The sequence below is a fragment of the Ponticaulis profundi genome (assembly GCF_042659465.1).
GTDB lineage: Bacteria > Pseudomonadota > Alphaproteobacteria > Caulobacterales > Hyphomonadaceae > Ponticaulis > Ponticaulis profundi.
Genome location: NZ_JBHSSW010000003.1, coordinates 239,430 through 261,721, shown reverse-complemented (window position 1 = coordinate 261,721; position 22,292 = coordinate 239,430). Strand labels below are relative to the sequence as shown.

General features: G+C 58.2%; 21 protein-coding genes. 8 read left to right on the top strand and 13 right to left on the bottom strand.

Annotated features, from left to right (window positions below; translation table 11 throughout):
• Positions 1-42 precede the first annotated feature (42 nt).
• Positions 43-753: a TerB family tellurite resistance protein gene (locus ACFQDM_RS02850; protein WP_377375178.1), complete on the bottom strand. Its 711-nt coding sequence runs from the start codon at positions 751-753 to the stop codon at positions 43-45.
• A gap of 293 nt (positions 754-1,046) precedes the next feature.
• Between ACFQDM_RS02850 and ACFQDM_RS02845 the strand changes: the two genes are divergently transcribed.
• Positions 1,047-1,505, top strand: a complete 459-nt coding sequence (locus tag ACFQDM_RS02845; RefSeq protein ID WP_377375393.1) for a fasciclin domain-containing protein — start codon at positions 1,047-1,049, stop codon at positions 1,503-1,505.
• A 68-nt stretch (positions 1,506-1,573) separates the two neighbouring features.
• Here the strand turns inward: ACFQDM_RS02845 and ACFQDM_RS02840 are convergent, their stop codons facing one another.
• Positions 1,574-3,124 carry a class I adenylate-forming enzyme family protein gene (locus tag ACFQDM_RS02840; protein WP_377375176.1) on the bottom strand — a complete coding sequence of 517 codons (1,551 nt, stop codon included), beginning with the start codon at positions 3,122-3,124 and terminating at the stop codon, positions 1,574-1,576.
• Positions 3,125-3,145: 21 nt separating this feature from the next.
• Entirely contained in the window at positions 3,146-3,937 is a 792-nt protein-coding gene (locus ACFQDM_RS02835; protein ID WP_377375173.1) for a crotonase/enoyl-CoA hydratase family protein, read from the bottom strand.
• A gap of 112 nt (positions 3,938-4,049) precedes the next feature.
• Between ACFQDM_RS02835 and ACFQDM_RS02830 the strand changes: the two genes are divergently transcribed.
• Positions 4,050-4,841, top strand: coding sequence for a PaaX family transcriptional regulator (locus tag ACFQDM_RS02830; RefSeq protein WP_377375170.1), 792 nt, complete (start codon positions 4,050-4,052; stop codon positions 4,839-4,841).
• A 77-nt stretch (positions 4,842-4,918) separates the two neighbouring features.
• Entirely contained in the window at positions 4,919-6,115 is a 1,197-nt protein-coding gene (locus ACFQDM_RS02825) for a hypothetical protein (protein WP_377375168.1), read from the top strand.
• A gap of 6 nt (positions 6,116-6,121) precedes the next feature.
• On the opposite strand, the gene ACFQDM_RS02820 is transcribed toward ACFQDM_RS02825, so the two are convergent.
• Positions 6,122-6,982: an ion transporter gene (locus ACFQDM_RS02820; protein WP_377375165.1), complete on the bottom strand. Its 861-nt coding sequence runs from the start codon at positions 6,980-6,982 to the stop codon at positions 6,122-6,124.
• 146 nt (positions 6,983-7,128) lie between these two features.
• Here ACFQDM_RS02820 and ACFQDM_RS02815 point away from each other — a divergent pair, with 146 nt between their 5' ends.
• Positions 7,129-8,853: a DUF262 domain-containing protein gene (locus tag ACFQDM_RS02815; protein ID WP_377375163.1), complete on the top strand. Its 1,725-nt coding sequence runs from the start codon at positions 7,129-7,131 to the stop codon at positions 8,851-8,853.
• On the opposite strand, the gene ACFQDM_RS02810 is transcribed toward ACFQDM_RS02815, so the two are convergent.
• The gene (locus ACFQDM_RS02810; RefSeq protein WP_377375160.1) at positions 8,854-9,309 is read right to left on the bottom strand and encodes a GNAT family N-acetyltransferase; all 456 of its coding nucleotides are present in this window, start codon (positions 9,307-9,309) and stop codon (positions 8,854-8,856) included.
• Positions 9,310-9,447: 138 nt separating this feature from the next.
• On the opposite strand from ACFQDM_RS02810, the gene ACFQDM_RS02805 reads away from it, so the two are divergent.
• The gene (locus tag ACFQDM_RS02805) at positions 9,448-11,595 is read left to right on the top strand and encodes an alpha/beta hydrolase family protein (RefSeq protein WP_377375158.1); all 2,148 of its coding nucleotides are present in this window, start codon (positions 9,448-9,450) and stop codon (positions 11,593-11,595) included.
• Here the strand turns inward: ACFQDM_RS02805 and ACFQDM_RS02800 are convergent.
• The 3 genes from ACFQDM_RS02800 to ACFQDM_RS02790 form a co-directional block, all read right to left on the bottom strand.
• Positions 11,547-12,107: an arsinothricin resistance N-acetyltransferase ArsN1 family B gene (locus ACFQDM_RS02800; protein ID WP_377375156.1), complete on the bottom strand. Its 561-nt coding sequence runs from the start codon at positions 12,105-12,107 to the stop codon at positions 11,547-11,549. The two genes, ACFQDM_RS02805 and ACFQDM_RS02800, sit on opposite strands and share 49 nt — an antisense overlap.
• Positions 12,108-12,164: 57 nt before the next feature.
• Positions 12,165-13,052, bottom strand: coding sequence for an OmpA family protein (locus ACFQDM_RS02795; protein WP_377375154.1), 888 nt, complete (start codon positions 13,050-13,052; stop codon positions 12,165-12,167).
• 65 nt (positions 13,053-13,117) lie between these two features.
• The gene (locus ACFQDM_RS02790) at positions 13,118-14,941 is read right to left on the bottom strand and encodes a hypothetical protein (protein ID WP_377375151.1); all 1,824 of its coding nucleotides are present in this window, start codon (positions 14,939-14,941) and stop codon (positions 13,118-13,120) included.
• Positions 14,942-15,172: 231 nt separating this feature from the next.
• On the opposite strand from ACFQDM_RS02790, the gene ACFQDM_RS02785 reads away from it, so the two are divergent.
• The gene (locus tag ACFQDM_RS02785) at positions 15,173-15,988 is read left to right on the top strand and encodes a tetratricopeptide repeat protein (protein WP_377375148.1); all 816 of its coding nucleotides are present in this window, start codon (positions 15,173-15,175) and stop codon (positions 15,986-15,988) included.
• A gap of 22 nt (positions 15,989-16,010) precedes the next feature.
• Here ACFQDM_RS02785 and ACFQDM_RS02780 read toward each other — a convergent pair whose 3' ends face one another.
• On the bottom strand, positions 16,011-16,379 hold the full coding sequence (locus ACFQDM_RS02780) for a putative quinol monooxygenase (RefSeq protein ID WP_377375145.1): 369 nt from the start codon (positions 16,377-16,379) through the stop codon (positions 16,011-16,013).
• Between the two features lie 123 nt (positions 16,380-16,502).
• Here ACFQDM_RS02780 and ACFQDM_RS02775 point away from each other — a divergent pair, with 123 nt between their 5' ends.
• The gene (locus ACFQDM_RS02775) at positions 16,503-17,363 is read left to right on the top strand and encodes a hypothetical protein (RefSeq protein WP_377375143.1); all 861 of its coding nucleotides are present in this window, start codon (positions 16,503-16,505) and stop codon (positions 17,361-17,363) included.
• An 11-nt stretch (positions 17,364-17,374) separates the two neighbouring features.
• Here the strand turns inward: ACFQDM_RS02775 and ACFQDM_RS02770 are convergent, their stop codons facing one another.
• The gene (locus tag ACFQDM_RS02770; protein ID WP_377375140.1) at positions 17,375-17,986 is read right to left on the bottom strand and encodes a Tll0287-like domain-containing protein; all 612 of its coding nucleotides are present in this window, start codon (positions 17,984-17,986) and stop codon (positions 17,375-17,377) included.
• A gap of 93 nt (positions 17,987-18,079) precedes the next feature.
• The gene (locus ACFQDM_RS02765; RefSeq protein ID WP_377375137.1) at positions 18,080-19,999 is read right to left on the bottom strand and encodes a propionyl-CoA synthetase; all 1,920 of its coding nucleotides are present in this window, start codon (positions 19,997-19,999) and stop codon (positions 18,080-18,082) included.
• Between the two features lie 267 nt (positions 20,000-20,266).
• Between ACFQDM_RS02765 and ACFQDM_RS02760 the strand changes: the two genes are divergently transcribed.
• Positions 20,267-21,385, top strand: coding sequence for a serine hydrolase domain-containing protein (locus tag ACFQDM_RS02760; protein ID WP_377375135.1), 1,119 nt, complete (start codon positions 20,267-20,269; stop codon positions 21,383-21,385).
• A gap of 30 nt (positions 21,386-21,415) precedes the next feature.
• Here ACFQDM_RS02760 and ACFQDM_RS02755 read toward each other — a convergent pair whose 3' ends face one another.
• Complete coding sequence (locus ACFQDM_RS02755; protein ID WP_377375132.1) at positions 21,416-21,862, bottom strand: ArsI/CadI family heavy metal resistance metalloenzyme; 447 nt, start codon at positions 21,860-21,862, stop codon at positions 21,416-21,418.
• A gap of 73 nt (positions 21,863-21,935) precedes the next feature.
• Complete coding sequence (locus tag ACFQDM_RS02750) at positions 21,936-22,244, bottom strand: ArsR/SmtB family transcription factor (protein ID WP_377375129.1); 309 nt, start codon at positions 22,242-22,244, stop codon at positions 21,936-21,938.
• Positions 22,245-22,292: the final 48 nt, after the last annotated feature.

Genomic DNA, 22,292 nt, shown 5'->3' with positions numbered 1-22,292 from the left:
CGTTTCTCCTGATACGGAGTGTGGGGGCTGTAACCCCGTTCGTCAATCTGCCCGCATCAACATGCCGCGCTCTGCGCGGATTTTTGCATAAGCGCCCGTTATGGCCGCTGCTTTTTCATGTGCGCGGTGTTCAAACTCTCGCGGTGCGCCATTTGTCACGACGCGGTCGGGGTGATTGTCCGCCATCAGCTTGCGATAGGCGACGCGGATCGTGTTGAAATCTGCCGTGTGCGCGACCCCCAGAATTTCATAGGGATCATCCGGCTGCGCGCCCAGATGGCTGGCCTTGATGCGACGAAAGTCTGCATCGGAAAATCCGAAGATGGACGAGACCCGTTGCAGATAGAGCATCTCATCCAGCGTCACGACACCATCCGCGCCAGCGATATAGAACAATCCGTCCAGCACGCCTTCAAGCAGGCAGGGCCGATCCCCATAGCGCCGCGCAATCCGTGAGGCATAGCCTTCATAGCCGCGCACCGTCTGGCGTGCGATGTTGAAGACTCGGCGGACAGATGCAGCATCCTCAGGCGCAGCGCGAAAAACCTGTGAGAAAACAGCGACCTCACTGTCCGTGACTTCGCCATCGGCTTTCGCAAGCTTGGCACCCAGTCCGACAACAGCCGCCGTAAAGCCGACATCATGAGGCGCTGGCGCACACATTTCGCCGCCTTCCCGCTCCGGCAGATCATCATCTGAGTGCGGATCAAAGACGCGCTGAGCGCTGTCCAGAAGGCGTTTCCATATCGACATTTGTTCTATTTATACGGCCAATTGTGTCTTTTGTCAGAACAAGCTCTTGTGAGTTTTTCTTAAACGTTTGTAATCTGGGCATCTGGTCGCAGGCCTGTCTCGTAAGACCTCATAACCACAGCAAAAACGGCTGTGGCCGCGTTACCGGATCGATCCTCCTCGCTCGCCTAACATACCAGACGACCCCAGGAGAAAGACACATGAAAATCCTCTTACCAGCCATCGCCGCGCTGAGCCTGACCGCGATTCCTGCCTATGCCTGTTCCGGCAAGGACAAGGCCACCACAACGGCCATGACGAATGCGGGTGTGACGGAAGTCTTCGCCAATCACCACACGGAAGAAAAGAAAGACATTGTCGGCGTCGCCGAAGCCGCTGGCTTCACCACGCTTCTGGCAGCCGCTGAAGCGGCAGGTCTTGCAGACACCCTGAAGTCTGACGGTCCGTTCACGGTCCTTGCACCGACAGACGACGCATTTGCCGCGCTTGGCGAAGAAAAGATCGCCATGCTGCTGGAGCCGGAAAACAAGGACAAGCTGGCTGGCATTCTGAAATATCACGTCATTTCCGGCAAAGTCATGTCGGCTGACCTCGCTGGCAAGGAACTCACCACAGACACGCTGAATGGCGAGATCGACATCGACGCCACAAGCGGCGTGATGGTGAACGATGCCACGGTCATCAAGGCCGATGTGAAAGCCTCAAACGGCGTGATCCACGTGATCGACAAAGTCCTGATCCCGGAGATGTAAACCTCCGCCCGACATCGCCCGAAGGGCATCAGCGACAGGAAGCAGGACGCAGATTGCGTCCTGTTTTCTTATGACGGCTCGCCCGCTTCAGATGCCAGCTGCGCGCGCAGTGATTTGCGGTCCAGCTTCCCCACAGCGGTTTTCGGGATGGTATTGGTAAAGATGATCCGGTGCGGCTTTTTATAAGATGCGAGCGGACCTGAAACGAAAGCGATCAGGGCCTCAGCTGTCACCTCAGCGCCGTCACGCAGGACAATAAAGGCCGTCACCGCCTCAACCCATTTCGGGTCTGGCGCGCCAACCACAGCGCATTCCAGAACATCACCATGACTGAGCAGGGCATCCTCGACTTCACGCGGATAGACGTTATAGCCGCCGGAAATGATCATGTCCGACGTCCGGTCGCGCAGATGCAGAAAGCCGCGCGCATCGAAAACGCCGACATCGCGCGTGTGCACCCAGCCATCGGCGTCGAAGGTTTCGCCGGTCAGCTCCGGCGCATTGAAATAGCCCGCAACCGTCATCGGCCCTCGCACGAGGATTTCACCGGGCTCGCCTTCGGGCACATCCTTCCCCTGCTCATCGATCAGTCGGATTTCAGCATCGAGCGATGGCCGCCCGCAGGCGCCAAGCAGCTCGTCGACATGGTCTTCCGGACGCAGAACCGCCAGACAAAGCGGCGCTTCGGTCTGGCCGTAATATTGCCAGAAGCGCTCGCGGCCAAACACCTCCATCGCCCGTGTGATGACCGCACGCGGCATGGGCGAGGCACCATAGATGATCCGCTTCAGCGCGGAAAAATCCCGCTGCTCCAGCCCGGGCTGTTCGAGCAGCATTTGCAGCATGGTCGGCACCAGATTGATCGCGCTGACACGATAGCGTTCGATCGCATCCAGAAAGGCCGTCGGCACAAACCCCGGCAGAATGACGGTTCGTCCTCCGCGTAGCCAAAATGGCAGCACAAAAGTGCCACTGGCATGGATCAGCGAGGCGGCATGCAGCATCGCATCGTCCGGCCCGACGGAAAACAGATTGAGCAGAATGTTCCGGCAAATGGCCGCGTAGGAGCTTTGGGTATGTTGCGCCGCCTTCAGAACGCCGGTCGTGCCGGACGTGTAGAGCGTCAGCACGATATCATCGGCCTCGACCTTCACATCAGGACGCGTTTCCGGCTGCGCCTGAGCGAGCGCCAGAAAATCCTCGCCGCCTTCCGGCGTTACGCCCAGTCCAAAACAGCGCAGCTCCGGCATGATCGTCTTCAGCTCATCGGCGCGCTCTGCCAGATCCGGCCCAAAGATCAGCGCAGAACACTGCGCTTCCGCCAGCATGCGTGCATGCTCGCTCACAGACAGACGCGCATTCAGCGGCACGCGATTGATGCCAGCCTTGGCGCAGGCAAAGTCCAGCGGCACGCTGAGCAGACCATTATTGACGAGCAGGCCGACCCGATGGCCACGCCCGCAACCGGCCGTGCCAAAGGCATGGGCAAGCTGATTGGCCAGCGCATTCACCTCGGCAAAGGTCTGGCGTTCCTCACCAAACTCGACAGCAATCCGGTCCGCATTCTGCGCAGCACCGCGCTCGATCAGCTCTGAATAGAGCCCGCCATGATGGGTCATGAGATCACTCCGAAAGGATTGCTAGTCTTCAAACTTGCCATGGCGCCCGGCGCCATCTTCAAAGCGTTTTGCGCCCGCACGCCCTTCGGCAGCGACCATGGGCGCGCTCCATCGCCCCTCCTGACGCAGCGCCTCATCCAGTGGCAAATCCCATTGCGCATAGGCAGAGCGCCGATCCGCCTGCATACAGCCTTGCGGGAAACCTGCGATTTCATGGGCGAGCTTTTCAGCAGCATCACGCGACTGGCCATCCGGTACGACCCGGTTTGCCAGCCCCATATCCAGCGCCTCACGCGCACCGACAGGACGACCTGTCAGGATCATGTCCATGGCACGCCCCTGCCCGACAATGCGCGGCAGACGCACTGTCCCGCCATCAATCAGCGGAACGCCCCAACGCCGGCAGAACACGCCGAATGTCGCGCTGTCTTCTGCAACACGCAGATCAGCCATCAGCGAAAGTTCCAGACCACCAGCCACAGCATAACCGGCAATTGCCGCAATTACCGGCTTTGAAAACGCAATGCGCGAAGGCCCCATCGGACCATCGCCGCCGCCTTCCATATCCAGATCATGCGCACGCGTCCGATCATTCACGGCAGTCAGGTCTGCACCCGCACAGAAAACGCCATGCTCACCCCAGAGCACGGCGACTTTCTGCGTCTCGTCTGCCTCGAAGTCACGAAAGGCCTGCCGCAGCAGGCGCGCCATTGGGCCATCTACGGCGTTTCGCCGGTCTGGCCTCGACATGATGATGGTCGTGACAGGTCCGTCGCGCTCCACGCGGACGGTGGATGCGTTGTCGCCGCTCATCGTTTTCTCCCTGTGACCCTGTCGACTTTGCCCGAGTCTTACATTTTTTGATTTTGTGATTCTTTTTATGCAATATTGCATATTGCGTGTCAATCACACCATCTTCTGAAATATGATCGAATCATCTCTCAGCGCGTCGACTCTCATCCTCGACATTCTGGCTGGCGCAAGCGAACGACGCCTGCCCGCCCAGCACATCATCCGTGCCGGCGAGATTATGGGCCTGAGCGAGTCCACCTTGCGCGTTGCGCTCACGCGGCTTGTCAAATCCGGCAAGCTGGAAAAGCAGGACCGCGCCATTTACGCGCTCGATACCACCCGAAACCGGCTCCAGCTGGATGTCGGAGACTGGCGGGCGCGCATGGGATGGATGATCGACTGGCATGGCGACTGGGTGCTCATCGCAGAATCCAGCCAGGGTCAGGCGAATGCGACCGAGCGCCGACGCCATCAGCGTGCACTCAGCCTGCGTGGCTTTCGCCAATGGAAGCCACATGTGCAGATCCGGCCAAACAATCTCGCAGGCGGTCTGGACGGGTTGCGCCAGGACCTCTCTGCGCTCGGCCTGTCTCCGGATGCAGACCTTTGCCTGGCCAGCGGGCTCACACCGGCTCAATCGGACCGCGTTCTGGCACTCTGGGATATTCCCGCGCTCGAACAGACCTATCAGAACCTCACAGAGACCGTCGAAACCAGCCTTGCGCGCCTTGATACGCTGGAACCAGACGCTGCGGCTCGCGAGTCCCTGCTGACGGGGCGTGATCTCATCCGCAACATGTTGCAGGACCCGCTCCTCCCGCAGGAGGTTCTGCACGATGCCAGCCTCAGAGAGACAGCCGACGCAATTGCCCGCTATCAGGACCATAGCCGCGCCATCTGGGAGACGGTCTTCGAAAGCGCCTGATTGCCAGCCAGACGCTTGACCCCTCAGACCTTTCGGTAAAGGAACAGTCAGAGCATCTCGCTGCGGAATGCAAACCTATGACAGCCAATGTCCTCACTCTGCTGGTCACGGCCAGCCTGATCCTGCTGCTCGGCGTTCCGGCGATTGCCAATGCGCGCAGCTGGCGCGCAACCATCACCCCGCTGGCCTCCATCATCGGCAGCGGTTTTCTGATCATCGGGCCTGTTCTGGACCACGCCTTCGGCGCACACGCGCCCTTTGCCATGGCAGGCCTCTGCCTCATCGCCTATCTCTTTGGCGCCGCCATCCGTCAGAACATTCTCGACCGGGAAGACGGCCCCAGTGATGTGCCCGCCATCAAGGGCGTCGAAACCGCAGCCTCATGGGCGCTCTCTTTCGCCTATATCATCTCGGTCTGCTATTATCTGAACCTCTTCGGAGCCTTCGCTGTGCGCCTCACCCCGGCTGGCGGCGAAGACAATGCACGGCTCGTCACAACCGTTCTGTTCCTGCTCATTCTGGCCGTTGGCTGGACACGCGGCTTTGGCGCGCTGGAACGGCTCGAGCAGGTCTCGGTGACGCTGAAGCTCGCCATTATTGGCGGGCTTCTGATGGGGATGTCGCTTCATTTTGCAGATGTCGCGACGGGTGACGGCCTGATGTATCATTCGCCCAATCTGGGCGGCTGGCAGGCCATAACCCTGCTGTTTGGTCTGATCGTCACCGTTCAGGGCTTCGAAACCTCACGCTATCTCGGCGATGAGTATGACAGCCGCATGCGCATCCGTTCCATGCGATATGCGCAATGGCTCTCCTCGGCCATCTACATGGCCTACATTCTGCTGATGAGTTACACCTTCCGTCCGGAAGACATCAAACTCGAAGAAACCGCCATTATCGACATGATGGCGCAGGTCGCGCCCATCCTGCCGGTGCTTCTGATCGCAGCCGCGCTGAGCGCCCAGTTCAGCGCCGCCATTGCAGACACAGGCGGTTGCGGCGGTCTGGTGAATGAGCTGACCCGAAAGCGTGTCTCACCTCGCCTCAGCTATGCACTCATCGCAGGTCTTGGCATTGCGCTCACATGGACGGCAGACATTTTCGCCATCATCAGCTTCGCCTCGCGCGCCTTTGCCTTTTACTATGCCCTGCAGGCCCTCGGCGCTGCCGTCCGCGCCTGGACGTTCCGAAAATCGGTTCTGTTTACAGGCTTTTACGGCGCGCTTGCGCTGCTCGGCTTTGCGATCACCCTGTTTGGCCAGGCCATTGAGTGATCGCCCTCAGGATTTGTTCAGCTGAGCTTTCAGATCCGCGATATCGTCTTTTAAATCCTTCACCAGCGCCATCAATTGCTGGCTCTCGCGGCGCGCTTCTTCCTGCGCATCCTCGATATGCTCAATCGCCTCTTCCTGCTGGGCTTCCTGTTCCGCCTGCAGCGCATCCACGATCAGCGCGATGAAGAGGTTCAGCACCGCAAAGCTCGCCAGAAAGATGAAGATCAGGAAGAAAATCCACGCATAAGGGTGGCCGTCATCCATGACCTTCTGGACGACTTCATTGCGCCAGCCATCCATGGTCATGACCTGAAACAGGGTAAAGGCAGACGCCGGCAGATCATGGAACAGCGCATGCACATCGGGATCGTCGGTGCGCCCATAAAGCGTCGTCGCCATCACCGACCCGGCATAGACCAGCACGCCCAGAACCGCGAGAATCGCGCCCATGCCCGGCAAGGCCTTGAACAGCGCTTCGACGATCCGTTTCATCATCGGCACGACATGCAGCAGCCGCAAAATCCGCAGAACCCGCAGGGATCGCAGCACCTGGAAGGCATGCGCCCCCGGCAGAATCGACAGGCTGACAATCACGAAGTCGAAAATATTCCAGCCCGAGCGAAAGAAGTTCAGCCCCCAGGCATAGATTTTCAGCGCCAGCTCGATTGCGAAAATCACAATCACGGCAAAGTCAAAGATTCGCAGCCCATAGCGCACTTCCGGCGGCACGGCTTCAAACGTGTCGAGCCCCAGCGTGACCGCATTCACAACGATCAGAATGGTGATCGTGTTGCGGAAGAGCGCACTCTCCACAAGCTTTTGCACCTGTCCGCGCAGCCCGGAGGCTTTTTCCATTGTCGGCGTCATTCCCCACCCTCAGAAACACATATTGCGTCGACTGGCATTCAGCGTCACCATAGTTGCAACGCGCCATTTCAGAAACACGCAAACCCACTCCAATTCCGCGCTGTCAAACCCGCGTCTGAGAACACCGCATCGAGAGTCTGTACCGTATGCCATCGCCATTCCAGACAGAACAAGTCACACTTGCACAACTGTTTTCAGGTGCACGCGTTTTTGCCTTCCCGACCTATCAACGGCCCTATCGCTGGACGATTGAGGAAGCGATGACCTTGCTGGATGACATCTCCTCAGCCTGTCAGCGCAAGGACCCGGGCTATTTTCTCGGAAATGTCGTGCTCACGCGCGAATCCGATCGCAGCTTTCTGGTCATTGATGGGCGCCAGCGCCTCACCACGCTTTTCATCCTCATCTGCATGCTGCGCGATCTGGAAGAGGATAAAGGGCGCAAACGCGGCCTGCATCGCCTGGTCTATGACGAAACCAATGTGATCGCGCGCGCAGACGCAGGCTGGCGGCTGCAATTCTCGCCCGGTGAAATCCCGCTGATCGAAAGCTTCATTGCAAAGCCCGGCGCACTTGAAAAACAGCTCGCAAGCAAGGCAGAGCGTCCGGAACGCCTGCAGGCCATGCTCGATGTGGCTGAAGAGTATCGAAACCTGCTCTCTCAACCGCCATCCGTTTCGGGCCTGCCGCGGCGCGAAGACCTGACCGATTACCTGCTGCATCAGTGCGAAGTGATCGTGCTGACAGCCTCCAGCACAACCTCGGGGCTGCGTCTGTTTCAGGTGCTGAACAATCGCGGCCTGCAGCTCTCCGAAGGTGATCTCGTCAAACCGGACCTGCTTCAGGCGCTGGAGGCAGAACGCCGGGATGATGCCGCGCAGATCTGGGATGAGGTCGAGTCCAAGCTCGGCACGGAAAATCTCGATATCCTGCTCCGCAGCTATATCTTCATTCAGAGCGGCGACTGGATACCGCCCGGGCGCAGCTTCACCGAGCCGCTGAAAGCCGTGATGATGTCGCGCGGCGCTGACACATTCCACTTTCAGGATCTGCCGAAATATGGTGAGGCACTCGCCCGCATTCACTGGCTGGACATTCCGCGCCTGGATGCAAAGCGCAATCCGAACACGCTGATTGCCGGGCTGAAATTCCTTGGCCGCGGCGCCAATGAATGGAAGGAATTCCTGCCGGTTTCGCTGGAAATCCTGATCCGCTTTGCCGCCGACCCGGAAGAGATGTACCGCCATTTCGAGGCGCTGGACCGCATTTTCTATGTCTGGTTCATCAATGAGGTTTCCGAAGGTCCCCGCCGCCGCATGGCCTGGAAAATGATTGAAGCGATCCGGGCAGGCACGGCGCTCAGCGATCCGGATTCACCGTTCAACGTGCCGGATATCGAGCTGAAAAAGGCGCTTGCCCGCCTGCAGCGGCCTTTCCCGAAACTCTTCCAGCGCGGCGCGCTCATCCGGCGTGTCGAACTTGCCATGTGTCAGGCGACCGGCAAGCCAATGCCGCAATATCTCGACTACACCACCGCTGAGCATATCCTGCCGAAAAACCCGCCACAGAAAAGCCGGTGGACGAAGTCGTTCAGCTCCGGTGAACAGCGCGAATGTCTCGATCTGCTTGGCAATATCATTCCACTCTCGCGTGAGCTTTACCGGCGCGTCTCGAACAAGGAATTCGACCAGAAGAAAGCCGCTTACAAAAAGGCAGGCGCAGACCGCTATTTCCTCAGCGTCGGAGATGCCTGCACCTATCTGGACTGGACCCCGGAAACCATTCGCACCCGTACGCGCGATATTGCAGAGCTCATGACCCTCCACTGGGCCAGGAAGCGTGAAAAGGCGCCAACGAAACCCGCCGAATGATCAGACGCGCAAATCCAGCGTCAGGCGAGGCAGGCTACGTCCGGCAATCGAACCGGATGGCGCCTCAACCTCGCGCACCGCGCCCAGATTGAGGTAGAAATCCTCAGCGCCCGGATCGGCATGAATGATCAGCGTCTCGACGCCGGAAAGCCGGCTGCGCGCCACCACCCAATCCATCAACGCCCGGCCAATCCCGCGCCGCATATGGTCAGGATCGACGAACATCCAGGCAAGCTCCAGCGTCTCGCCTGCGACCGCCATCCCCGCCATGCCGACCGGCGTCTCGCCATCAAATGCCGCCAGACAGGCATGCGCCGCCAGATGGGCTGGCGTCACCCGCAACTCATCCTCGCAAGCTTTCATGAAGTCGGCATCATAACCCCAGATCGCCTTGGATCTCAGGATCATCTCATTCAGTGCAGGTAAATCTGCCGGAACAGGCGGTCGATATAGCATGGCACCTCTGTAGCATGGTGTTTTTGACCGGTCAGCCAGTCCCTCATGATCCAATTTGAATTGCGGCTAAGCAATTCTCTTACGCATTCACTTCCACGAAATTTACGATAATCTGCGTTGTATATTTGAAAGAACACCATGTTTAAGTTATTTTTTCTCATCCTGACCAGTCTGGTCAGCTGCGCTCTTTCCCCTGCTCTGGCGGACGCTGACACCAAACCTCCTTTTCCGGTGATCGCAGATTTCGTCACTTTTCCCGACTTTCTGAACCCGGCACTCTCGCCGTCCGGACGTTATTTGTCCGGCATCGCCGTCAGCGAAGACAAGATATCATTCTCCGTCATCGACCTGACAACTGAAGACCGTACCCCCGAAATCGTCGAACTCGACACCTTTGTCCCATTGGCCAGCAATTGGATCACGGATGACCGGCTCATCATGACTGTGCAGGGCTATGTCGATTTGAATGCGAGCGAAGTTGGCTTTATTCCCATCGCTGACTTGCAGAGCGGGAATTTTCAGGGACATCCGCTTGCCGTGACGCGCATGATTGCGCTCGACCGAGACGGATCAAATCGTCTCATGCTCCTGTCTGACAAGCGCGACTTCAAGCACAGCATTCACAATGCCAATCTCATCAGTCTGATCCATGACGACAAAGACCACATTCTGATGGTCGCCCGCTTTCAGCGAGATCTGGATCTGTTCAAAGTCAATGTGATGACCGGCGCATATGAGCGCACCGGGCTTGGGACGCATCGCACCATTGCCTGGATGGTCGACCGGGCCGGTGAGCCCGCTTTTCGCCTGAACATGAACCGGCGTGGCACGAAGGTTTATATCTATGCGCGCCATGACCGCGACAATGGCAAGATCAACTGGAAGAAGATCAAAACGATCGAACTGAATGAAATGGATGAGATGATCGATGCGGCCCCGCAGTTCAATCTGCTCGGACCGGGACCGACCCCATCCACCTACTACGTCGCAGCGCGGCTGGATGGAACGGAGACCGCCGGCATTTATCTCTACGACTTAGAAAAAGATGCGTATGTCGAGACCATCAGCATCCACCCGGACTTCGATATTGAAAACGTGCTTTTCACTCAGAGCACCAACGCGTTCATGGGTGCCTACTATTTTGAAGATCACCTGACGTTCGACATGGTCGATCCAGACCTTCAGGCGCATATTGATGACCTGCAAGCATCATTTGGCGAAACAACAAACCTGTTTCCACTTCAGACGTCTGAAGACGGGAAAATCTGGCTCCTCGACACCACGGGTCCAACAGATCCGGGCACGTTTCGAATTTATGACGCAGAAACAGGTTCTGTTTATCCGATTGCCTCTCAATACGAAGCACTGTCACGCAAGCAGCTCGCAGACACCCGTGTGATCAGATATCAGGCACGCGACGGGCTTGCATTGACGGGATATCTGACCCGTCCTGCCGGACTTACCGAAGGTGAGATTCCACCGCTTATAGTGATGCCACATGGCGGCCCCGAACAGCGCGATTCCATATCATTTGATTTTGAAGTCCAGCTGCTTGCCGCCTATGGTTATCAGGTCTTTCAGCCGAACTTCAGAGGGTCCTCGGGGTATGGTCAGACGTTTGCAGATCGGGGGCGCCGTCAATGGGGGCTTGGCATGCAGACCGACACAGAGGACGGATTTCTCCATCTTGTTGAGCTTGGTCTGGCAGCGCCGGATCAGGCGTGTATCGTGGGCTCTTCATATGGCGGTTATGCCGCCCTTGCCGCCATCACACTGACACCGGATTTGTATCAGTGCGGTGTTTCATTTGCCGGCATTTCTGACCTGAGCCTTTTCATCGAAACCGTCGGGAGCGCCTATGGAACGGACTCCGATGTCTATGAATACTGGGTCCGACATATTGGTCACCCGAAAAACGACGCAGACCAGTTGCGCGCCATGTCTCCCGTCAATCTGGTTGAACAAATCAGGGTGCCCGTGCTGCTGGTGCATGGCGAGGATGACAAAATTGTCTCCATCGAACAGTCACGCAGCATGAAGCGCGCCATGGATGCATCCGGGAAAACCGCGAAATTCATAACCCTGAAGAACTCCGGTCACGCGCACTACGGCGAGGGACAGGAAACACGCTACTATCTGACATTGATCACTTTTCTGCAGCAACATTTGCCATCAGCGCGTTACTCGCTACCGGCCGGTTACCGGATCGACGACCCGACAAGACCCAGGCCGTCCGATCACTCCAACACAGACTCGCGCGCAAACCCCAGTCGTTCCAGCGATTGAGGCTCGGGCTGCTGATCCTGCTTGGCGGCCAGGTCGCGTTCCCACCAGCCGACATCATGCCATTGGCCATTCTTGAAGCCGATATCGCGATAGACAGCGAAGGGCGCAAACCCGACCGCCTCATGCAGCGCGGCACTCGCCGGATTGGGCAGCGTCACCACACCATAGGCCTTGGTGAAGCCCTGCCGCGTGAGCAGCTCCATCAACATCTCATAGAGTTTGCGTCCAAGCCCTTTGCCACGCGCAGCCTCGGCCAGATAGACCGTCACTTCGACCGCCCATTGATAGGCTTTGCGTTCGCGATAGGGCGAGCCATAGGCATAGCCAATCACCACGCCATCCTCTTCAGCGACAATCCAGGGATGGGTCGGCCACAGCTTGTCGATACGCCGGGCCATTTCCGTTGCATCAGGCGCAGCGAGTTCAAAGGACACCGCACTCCCTTCAATGAAGGGGCGGTAAATCTCGGCAATGCTTGCCGCATCGCCCGCATTGGCAAACCGGATGATCATAGCGGACTTGTAAGTCAGCTTGCCCGCGCTGACCATCCGGTTTTTCAGGCCTGTGATCTAGCGCTGAACCAGCTCGACGCGGCGGTTCTTTGCCTGTCCGGCTTCTGTCGCATTGGACGCAATCGGCGCCAGCGGGCCCACGCCTGCCGGCACGATACGATCCCGGCTCACGCCATAATCGCTGACCAGTGCTTCGACCACGGCTTCCGCACGGCGACGCGACAAATCAAGGTTCGCCTCCATACTGCCGACATTATCAGTATGGCCGACCAGATAGACTTTCACGTCCGACACCTCTTTCAGCAATTTCGCCATCTCTGCCAGCGCATCGTCAGAATCCGGTAACAAGGTCGCTTTGTTGAAATCGAAATAGATGTTCTCAATTGCCACGCGGCCGGTTTCAGAAATGCTGCTCGCCATGTCCTCGGCATCCAGCATCTTGTTCTCAAAGGCAGCGTTCTCGACAATGTTCACATTGGTCAGGCGCTTATCGACAACGATCTGCGCCCGGATGACGCCCGTCTCATCACGTTTCTCAGCCGTCACAAACCCGGCGCCCACACCCATGATAATGCCCCAGGTCGCAGAGCGCAGACGCCCAATGCTTCCCTTGTCGCATTCCATGTCATGACAGCTGACGAGAATATCAAAGCCATCGCTTTCCAGCGTTTCTTCATAACTGCGCATCACCTGCAGGACGGACGCACCATCCGGCATAGAATAGACAATGCGCGTGACCTCACCTTCAAAGCTTTCATATTCGCCGGGATCAGCGGACACGAGCATGCGCTGGGCATCATATTCCAGCGTTTCAAAGCGGGTGATCTCCATCCCGTCATAGCGGCCAATCGCCGGATGATCTGCCGCCCCTTCAACGTCATCGGCCTGCGCCGGACTGATCAGGAGCGCTGCGCACCCAAACGCAGCGAGCAATATTCTGAACATGAGGTCTTCCTCCAACTCCTCGAATCCCAGCAAATCTCTGTGCTGACCCGGTCGCCCAAACCGGTTCAGTTGCGCACAAGCACGGCGTTCTTTTCAGGTCCGCGACTGCGCTCATCCTTTGGCAGTAAGGTCATCTGACCGGCACTGCATTGCGTCACCCATTGCCCGCCACCCCCGATATAGGACGCTGCGGTGAAGGAGCTGCCCTCCCCTTCAATCGGTTGCGGACCATCTGAATTCGGCCCCTCCACCACGCCGCGATAGCGCACACTTTCCAGGTCGAGCTCCAGAATACCGTCTCTCACCTGCCATGTGCCGTAATGGAGATAGTCGAAATACTCGATGCGCTCGCCGTCACCGCTCGTGATGACATGCGGGTCCTCAATCGAGAAACCACCGCCGGGGCGAATATTGATGATGGGGCCACGCGTCCGGAAACTCACATCCCCGCCGGCATCTCCGGCGATCAGCTCAACCGTCTCATCGCGGAAGTGATATTTGTCTTCCAGATTCATCCCTGAGATTTTGGCCTGCGCCTCTCTCAGTTCGGCCAGTTTGTCCGGCGGCAGGAATTGCGCCGCAGCCGCCAGCGCATCACGGGCACCGTCCATCCTGTCTTCTGCAACAGCTCTCGGTGCCTCCATCCAGCGCCCGATATGACAGGCACAGCTACCACCATCGGTATTGTCCATGGACAGACGGACATTCATATCGCGCCCTGAAGGCATGATGGCGACCAGCTCCAGCGTCTCGAACGGTGGGTCTAAAAAGGTCGTGCCGGGGTCGAGCCTCTGCCAGTCTGTTTCCCCCGATTTGCGAATGGCGACGCGTGCATCATTGGCTTCAATCCGCAGACGTGAAGCCGCGCCTTCCGGCAGGCTGACCTCACGCAGCTGAACCGAAAGCGGCGCCGCTTCCAGCCGGGCTTCACATGAATCCGAAATCTCAAGCGGCTCAGCTTCGAGCTGAGCTGGCAAAGGACGACCATCAGGCATGGTCACTGTGCGATCGGCCTGCGCAATCGCCCAATCCATCCAGCGGTCCGGCGGCAGGGTCTGCGCGACACCGGCCGGGTCAGAGGTGAAACGACGTCCACCCATGGCCATCGCCACCACCCAGTCGGCACTGAAGGCCTGCTCGCTCCAGAAGAAGAAAGGCTGAGCGTCATAGCTGTGTTGCGTCAGGTCGCAGCGTCGCTGTTTGGCGTAAAATTCCGTGATCTTGTGATCACGAAACGCCGTGCCGGGATTCATCACCTGCGCCGCCCATTCAGCGCTGCCTTCTGCCCACCAGAGCTGCGCCATGGTTTCCGGCGTATAGGCGTCATTCTGCAAAGTGTGCATCCATTCATGCGAGAGCGCATACCGGAGTTTCGCAGAACCGGAGATGGTATGGGTCCGGACCACCATGATGCAAAGTCCGGTCGGAAAGGCTTCGACACCCGGCCGGTCGAGCCAGTTCACATCATGCTCTTCCCCGCGCCTCGCGCAATGCACAAAGGCCGGCGGCAGATTGTAATCCTCAAGCTGGCTCTCAACCACCAGAACCGGACGTGTCGGCGGGCGGTCGAAATATCCCTGGATCATCTCGATCTCAGGCTTCAGATCCCGCAGGTGCTCCACAATCGGGTCCATCATGTCGGTCTGCGAACGATCCCGCATCCGATAGATCACCTGTTCTCCCATCTGGAAATCGACGATGTCCGGAGAGGTCATCACCTCAATCTCGGCCATCAGAGCGTCCCAGGCACCTTCCGCCGGACGCACACCGGGCGGTCCGACGCATTCTTCTGCCATCACGGGCCATGCCAGCGCCGCCGTCAGCACCGTTGCGCCGACCAGACGCCGCACACGCGCTGACATGCCTGAAAAGCTGCTCACCTGCTCCATATCACCCACCCTAGCCTTGCTGCCTGCAACACAGACCCTCAACCACGAGCAATGATACGCTCATTTTTTCGAGTCTTTGTAGCGCTTCACTGCAAAAAGTCTGCGCACCAAAGGTCTGAAGTCTGCCGTTTTGCCGTCGATTGCCGACGATCCGCCTCTGCAATTGCGCCGCCCGACAATTCGGGTCATTCTGCCAGACGCCTGATTGGAAACGAGAAACCGGAACACCTCATGCTGAAATTCGCGCTCCCACTGATCGCCCTCGCACAGCTCTCGCTTGGCGGTCTGAGCGCGCTGGCACAACAGGCAGAACGCAGCATGGAAGAGCTCGAGCAGGACTGCATGGAGGGCGACGCCGAAGCCTGTGGCTTTGTCGGCTATTATTATGCGCGCGAGGTCACTCCATCGACCGACGAAACCGATGAATTAAGCACGGCCTATTATTTCGCTGGCTGTACCACAGGAGACTTTTACAGCTGCGCCGGACTGGGCGAAGCCTATCTGGAAGGACGCGGCATTGATCAGGACCGCATCCAGGCGCTCGACCTTCTGGATGTGGCCTGTGATGAAGGCATTCTCGGCGCCTGTGAGATTTCCGGCTATGAATACGCCAATGGCGACCCGGACAATCCGGATTTCCGGCTCGCCTATGAGCGCATGAGCATGGCCTGCAGTGACACACGTCCGCGCGCCTGCGGAGAGCTTGGCCGCTTCATGTTCAACGGTCAGGGCACATCGCGCGATCTGGAAGGCGGCATGGATCTGCTCGAACAGGCCTGCGATGGCGGCTATGGTGAAAGCTGCAAAAACCTCTCACTGATTTATGGCGGTGACTATAACAAGCCGGAAGACATGCGCACCGCCTTCACCTACGCGCAAATGGGTTGCGAGGTCGGCCATGCCGATTCCTGCGAACGCGCCGGGGATATCGCCAGACATGGCAATCTCATTCTGGATGAGAACAGCACGGCTGTGATGGCCCGCTATTACGATATGGCCTGCGAAGGCGGCCTCTGGACAGCTTGTGCGAAACTCGAAAGCGAGTAACGCCGGCGCTTAGCCGCCGCGCCTAAACCATGCCCGCAACAGCCGTTTCCGCGACCCGTTCCATGCCTGCGATCAGCGGACGTGCCTTCGCGATCGCGGCCTGAACCGTTTCCAGTTTCAGGCTCGCCATATGACTTTCCGGCGAGTCCCAGACCTCGGTCACCCAGATCGTCACTTCATCGCCCGCGTCAGCCGCCACGACATAGCTCTGATTGCCCGGCATATTCTGTGAGCCTTCCACCAGATAGCCCATCAGCGCGTCGCGTTGTCCCTCAGCGGCGGTGAACTTTCCGATCAATCCATACATGGCGTGCTCCTTCGTGCCTGCGCGCGCTGCGCTTACCCATGGCAAAACGGCCAGAGCCGACAACAAAAATCGTCTTGAAAACATGGCCCCGCCCCTCGCTTTTCCATGAGCAACAAAGACACAGCCCCTGCCCGTTGGGAAGCCGCAATTGCGTGCTCCGCAAGTCCCCTCTAACCTCCACACCAAAGCGGGTTGGAGGTGTGGTTCATGAGATACTTTGTTCTGGTGTTTGCCCTGGCACTGTGCGCCTGTGCCGCCTCTGACGATCAAAGGCCCCGCGCCACAAATACGATCACCGTCTCCCAGCCCTCCCTTGGCGGCGGCATGCCGGGGCGCGTTGTGCGCATCAAGCAGAAAACGGACGCGAGTTTCTGCGGTCCGATTTCACCCAGCTATCAGTATATATATGGAATTGATCATCACTTTGATCTATCCAAGCTTCCGGGGCTTGATTCAGCTGACGATGTTAAGTTCGACTTCAGCGTGTGGGACGTGCCGCCACCAGATTCACTCTCCCATGATGAAAAGATGAGGCGTCGTCCATCAGGGCCGGGATGGAACGATATTGCGGCCAAAAAGCTGGTCGATCCGTCCTGGATGCTCTGGGAAAACTATTATTCCCGAGACGCAGGCAATCGGGATTTCAGCTATAAACACTTTTCAGTGGATGAGGCCGAATGCTGGGCAAAAAAAGGCGACCAAATCGCCCAGTATATGATGCGCCTCGAGTATTTGCCGCGCGGGCGCGAGGCGGTCGGGCAAGAACAGGAATTCTATACAAAACGCGCTGTTCAGTTCCTGCAAATGGCGGCCACGCCGCCTGAAACAGTCGATTCCTGCGAAACCGTCCCGGCGCCCTGTTCTGCAAACCTTTTGAAGCCGTTTCCTGCCGGGCTTGGTGCGGCAAACTATTATCTGCATCGCAATGTGCGATATTATACCGAATTTACGGAATCCTTGGGCCTGAAGGACGCGGAGTTTTATTTGAAACAAGCCGTTCGTGGCGCCCACGGCAGAGCATACTCAGAATATTACGAGGTTCCCGTCAGAGGGCGTCGACCATATTAATACCCCGCCGGTCAATTCGAGGCGGACATCACCTTGCTGACGGTAAAGGCACCGCGCATCTCTCCCGGCTGAAACCCGGTCGCCTGATCACCTGGATACTGCGCCGCAATTTCGGCCAGCACCGCATCATCGACATGCTCGCCATGACAGGCCAGACAAAGCTGCCCGGTTGGGATCGGCTTCATCCAGCGCAGCGTCTGCACGCCGTCCTCTGAGACGATTTCGGCCCGCTCCAGACTATCAGCTGTTTTCCCGTGTCGCATGGCCTCATCAAACGCGAGCAGGGTTTCGCGCTCCCAGCCATCCGGCATGTTGGACGCATTGCGTGTACGCAGCGAAGTCCGCCCGACCTCGAAGCCCGTATCTTCGGAAACCATTTTCGCAATATCCGGCGCGATCTGCGCGCAGACTTGGACGCCGCCAACGGGCCCCTCTGCCTCTATCGCGGCGATCAGCTGGGCTTTCAGCTCACGGCCGAGTTTCGCCGCCGCATCGCGCGCGCCCTGAAGGTCGCTTTCCTCGATCGCTGGCACCGTGTCTTCCGGGCTATCCACCGCCGGGCCGCCACATGCGGCAAGTCCAGACCCGCCCGCCAGCATCACAGACATTATCAGCACACGCATGTCAGCCCTCCTCAGCTGAGGTTATTTTAGCAAACACGCAGGCACGGAAAAGCGGTCACAGCGTCGCGCCAGACCGCATCCCGACCAGAGCCGCTAGGCTGCCTGATCCGTCAGCAGGCCGTGCGAGCGCAGCGCTTCGGTGATCTCATCCAGAATGGCCGGATCATCGATGGTTGCTGGCATTTTCCACTCTTCACCATCGGCAATCTTGCGAATGGTCGCCCGCAGGATCTTGCCCGAACGCGTTTTCGGCAGACGATCCACCACCATGATATGGCGCAGCGCCGCCACCGCGCCGATCTCTTCGCGGACCAGCTGGATGCACTCTTTCTCGATCTCGTCGAGCGGCTTGGTATTGCCTGATTTCAGCACGACAAAACCGATGGGCTTCTGGCCTTTCAGCGCGTCTGCGATGCCAAGCACAGCGCACTCTGCCACCGACTGGTGAGACGAGAGCACTTCCTCCATGCCGCCGGTCGATAGTCTGTGGCCCGCCACATTGATGATGTCATCGGTGCGCGCCATGATGTGGAGATAGCCATCCTCATCGATAAAGCCTGCATCGGCCGTTTCATAATAGCCGGGGAAATGGTTCAGATACGCATTCCGGAAGCGCTCATCATTGTTCCAGAGCGTCGGCAGATTGCCCGGCGGAAGTGGCAGTTTGATCGCCACAGCGCCCAGCGTGTTCGGGCCTTCTACCTCATGACCGCCTTCATCCAGAATATGGATCTCATAGCCTGGCATTGGCACGCTCGCCGAGCCGTATTTCACCGGCAAGAGTTCCAGCCCGACCGGATTGCCGGTAATCGCCCAGCCCGTCTCGGTCTGCCACCAATGGTCCAGCACCGGCACATCGAGGATCTGCTCAGCCCATTTGATCGTGTCGGGATCGGCCCGCTCACCGGCAAGGAACAGCGTCCGCAGAGAAGACGTGTCATATTTTGCGAGGAATTCCGCCTTCGGGTCTTCTTTCTTGATGGCACGAAATGCGGTTGGCGCGGTGAACAGCGCAGCCACTTTATGCTCTTCGATGACCCGCCAGAATGTGCCGGCATCGGGCGTACCGACCGGCTTGCCTTCAAACAGAATGGTCGTGCAGCCCTGCAGCAGCGGCGCATAGACGATGTAGGAGTGGCCGACCACCCAGCCGACATCAGATGCCGCCCAATAGGTCTCACCGGTCTTCACATCATAGATGTTATCCATCGACCATTTCAGCGCCACCATATGGCCGCCTGTATCGCGCACCACGCCCTTGGGCTGCCCCGTCGTACCGGAGGTGTAGAGAATATAGAGCGGATCGGTCGCGTTCATCGGTTCCGGGTCCGCCTTGCGCCCTGCGGCGCGTGCCTCATCCATCAGCGCCGTCCAGTCATGGTCGCGCGTGCTCATGCTCTCAATGGCATGCTCTTCGCGCTCCAGAATGATGCAATGATCCGGTTTGTGCTTTGAATCGGCGACCGCCTTGTCCAGCAGAGGCTTATAGGCAATCACCCGGTTCGGCTCGATCCCGCAGGAGGCCGAGACAATGACTTTCGGCTTGGCGTCATCAATCCGCGTCACCAGCTCGTGCGGGGCAAATCCACCAAACACGACCGAGTGGATCGCGCCAATCCGCGCGCAGGCGAGCATCGCGATCGCCGCTTCCGGCACCATCGGCATATAGATGATCACGCGGTCACCCTTGCCCACACCCTTATCCTGCAGGACCGCAGCAAAGGTCGCGACCTCTTCTGTCAGCTCGGCATAGGTATAGACGCGCTTTGAGCCGGTGATCGGGCTGTCATAGATCAGCGCCGCCACATCGCCCATGCCCGCTTCCACATGGCGGTCGAGACAGTTGTAGGACGTGTTGCAGAGCCCGCCATCGAACCAGCGGCCATAGACGCCATCATCCGGGTTGAACGCCTTCTCCGGTGCGCGCACCCAGTCAATGCCCTGTGCGGCTTCCATCCAGAAGTCTTCCGGGTTGTCCATCCAGGCTTTGTAGACGTCTGCGTAACGGCTCATGCGTCCAATCTCCCTATTTCTATCGCCGCGCTAGGCTAGCAGAAAAAGAAGCCGCAATACGAGTAAGGCTTATGTCGAATTTTTGCGAACAAAAGGGCAAATTCACCCGAACAAACGGTGATTTTTTATCGCAGCCCGGCAGATAAAGAGCGTTTTGTCGCCCACGATGCCTTTCCAGTCACACGACGGGTGTGTACACAATCGGGCAAGGGCGCGCTCACAAGTCCAGACGTCCCTTACCAATTCAGGGACCACGGAGTGATGATGATGAGCCTGTCCGATCGCGTCATGCAGCTTCTGGCGACCAGTCTCACCACAGTCCTTATTTCCGCCTGTGCCACAGCCCAGACCGCAGAACCCGCTCACCTACAGGGTCCCGGTTACGTCATCGGGCTCATTCGCAGCGGTGAGCCCCCGGAGTTCGACATGCACGGCGCGGCCGATATGGAAAACGACCGGCCAATCAGCGAGGCGACGGTGTTTCACATCGCGTCGCTCTCCAAGCAGATCACGGCTGCCGCGCTCGCCATGGCGATTCTGGAAGATCGCGTTTCGCTGGACGACCCGGTCTCGGCCTATATCCCTGAAGCGGAAAAATACGGCGCGGAGCTGAAGATTGCTCACCTCCTCTACATGACCAGCGGTCTGACAGAATACACCAGCGTGCCGCGAGAGGCGGGCACGCCCTGGACAACCTTTCACTATTTCACGGTGGACGAGGCTATCACGGCATGTCTCGGCGTTGAGGCCCTGCAGTTCGAGCCCGGGACGCAATGGTCCTATTCGAACGTGAATTACATGCTGATCACCCGCATCCTTGCCGGAATCTATGAACAGCCCTTCGCCGAACTCGTTCAGGAGAAGATCTTCATGCCGCTCGGCATGAACGCATCCCTGATCAACGACGATGTCACCACCGTCATCCCCAACCGCGCCAATGCCTATACGACGCGCTCGCCAGAGACCGTCGCCGAGCTGCGCGGCGCTGGCCTCACCATCCACCACGGGGATGGCCTGATCCAGATCCGTCGCAACGCCCCTCATTATGGCGGCTCCGGCGTGATGACCTCCATGGAAGACTGGCTGAAATGGCAGTCCGACATGCTGACACATGAGATTCTCGGCGAGGCGTTCTGGGATCTGATGGTACAGACCCGCACGTTCGGACATGACAAGACCAATGATGCCTTCGGGCTGGTGCATGGCGAATGGCGGGGCCACGACATGCTCTGGTATGAAGGCGGCGATATCGACGCCTCATCGTTCATGATGACGTTTCCGGATGACGGCTTCGCCGCTGCCTGCTTCTCCAACGATCCGTTCGGTGGCTGCGCGGACCGTCTACGGGCGTATTTGGATACCAACCCCATTTCAGTCGCTGATTAGACGCATTGTCCGCCTCCCCGTCTGTTCGGATCAACTGGACGCACAACAGCTGCTGTGCGCGCGTGTCATGCCCTGCTCTTTTGAAACCGGACCGTGATCAGCGTGGTAGACATCCGATTCTGACACCGTATGGAAAAATTCCCAGCTTATGCCCTGAGGGTCTGACGCCCAGTGCTTGTCTGAATTGGCGTAACAGCAGGTCGCGCCGCGTTCCTCGACCGTCTGCTGTTGCGCGGCGAGGAGCGATTGATTCAGCTGATCCAGCTCTTCCCCATCGCTCACCTCAACACCCAGATGGTCAATCCCCACGACTTGTCCCTCATGCTGGGCAATCGCAAAATTTACCAGCGGATCGTCCATCTGCCATTTCATATAGTCTGGTTTTTCGACCGTCGGCGGCGCGCCAAACAAGGCCGTATAGAAGGCCTTGCTAGCGTGAAGATCCTCGACAGCGAGGTGAACATGCAAGCGTTTCATTTTTATCTCCACATTACTAGTTTTATGGTTTCTTTAAACAAACGAAAGTGCGTCCGTGCGCTCTGTTCGCAGCTTATGCCTCTTCAGATTCCTTGAAGGCCCCCCGACAGCAGTCTTCCATCAGAAACGCATTCAATTGCCTGATCTTCTCATAACAGGCACATGACATGATCTCCCGGCCATCCTTCTCCTGAACAACAAGCCCCGTATCCGTCAGGGTTTTCAGGTGATGCGCCAGCGTCGACGCCGGTATATCCAGCGCTTCTCGCAGTTGAGAGACATTGAGGCCATTGCACCCGGCCTGAACCAGCATGCGCAATACCGCCACGCGACTGGCGTGCCCCAACGCATCAAAAGCTTTCGCTGCCATCAGATCATTCATTATTTCTATATAACCAGTTTTCTAGTTTCTTCAATGCCGGAATCGCAT